The sequence below is a fragment of the Mucilaginibacter sp. SG564 genome, from assembly GCF_013149275.1.
Taxonomy (GTDB): Bacteria; Bacteroidota; Bacteroidia; order Sphingobacteriales; family Sphingobacteriaceae; genus Mucilaginibacter.
On sequence record NZ_JABGNA010000035.1, the window covers coordinates 1 to 1,180 of the forward strand.

Consider the following 1,180-nt stretch of genomic DNA (forward strand, 5'->3'; position numbering starts at 1 on the left):
CGCTCCTTTAGATTAGCATAATTATTATATTGAATTATTTGATTGAGAAAGAAGCAGGGTAAACTATGCTTCGCTCCGGGTTAGTGACTCACATTGCGATTAAGACCCTGCTTCCTTTTCATCAATATGCTCAGATAGAAATTCGGGCTGAAGACCCATTATTAAGGAGTTGAGCAATGTTGATGATCTCAATCGTTAACTTTCATTACAAACTTATGCAAAATCAAACAATTGTTGGTATCGACATTAGTAATCTTACCTTGGATATCTGTATCCGTAAAGACAACCAAAATCAAACCTTTATTATTAAGAATGAAGTAAAAGCTATTCTTGGTTTCTTTCGCTCTTATCAAAAACATGAGTTGCTGATAGCTATGGAGAATACAGGCCGTTATAACTGGCCTTTGTATGAGGCTTTAGCCCAGTTACACCAGCACAGGGTATTCGTAGTGTCTCCATTACATATTAAAAAAAGCATCGGTTTAGTTCGCGGTAAAAGTGATAAGGCTGATGCCTTACGTATCGCCCTTTTTATGGAGAAACATCATCGTGAGCTGCATCAATGGAAGCCTTCTCCGGTTATCATTGAAAAAATGAAGATACTGTTAGCAGAAAGATCTTACCGGATGAAAGTAAAACGTCAATTGCTTAGTCAAAAGACCGATTATCCAAGGATGAAAAAAACGGGCCTGAACAAAACACTATCGGTAATGAATAAAAAAATGGCAGACTTAGCTAATGAACAGATAAAACTGATCGAGTCCGCTATTCAAGACCTTATTCATACAGATGAGCAATTAGCTAAGCAAGCGGCTTTGATACGCTCTGTCCCTGGTGTAGGAAAGGTACTAAGCTGGATGATGTTAGCTAAAACAGCGGGCTTTACAACAATCACAGAGCCTCGCAAAATGGCCTGTTACAGTGGTGTAGTTCCGTTTGACCATCAATCCGGCACTTCCATAAGAGGTAGAAGTAAGGTGTCTGTATATGCCGATAAAGCCATTAAAAGCGTATTGCATCTGGCTGCTATGAGTGCAATACGCTTGAAGAATGACCTTGGTGAATACTTTCAAAGAAAGGTAGCCGGTGGGAAAAATAAAATGTCTGTCTTAAATGCCGTAAGAAACAAAATCATACACCGAATCTTTGCTGTCATTAAAAACCAAATACCTTATCAAAA

Annotated in this window: 1 protein-coding gene; it reads left to right on the plus strand. The window is 38.6% G+C overall.

All coding sequences use genetic code 11. From position 1 onward, the window contains the following. Window positions 1-215: 215 nt before the first annotated feature. A partial coding sequence (locus FHW89_RS28590; RefSeq protein WP_172338457.1) for an IS110 family transposase occupies window positions 216-1,180 on the plus strand: 965 nt, incomplete at its 3' end.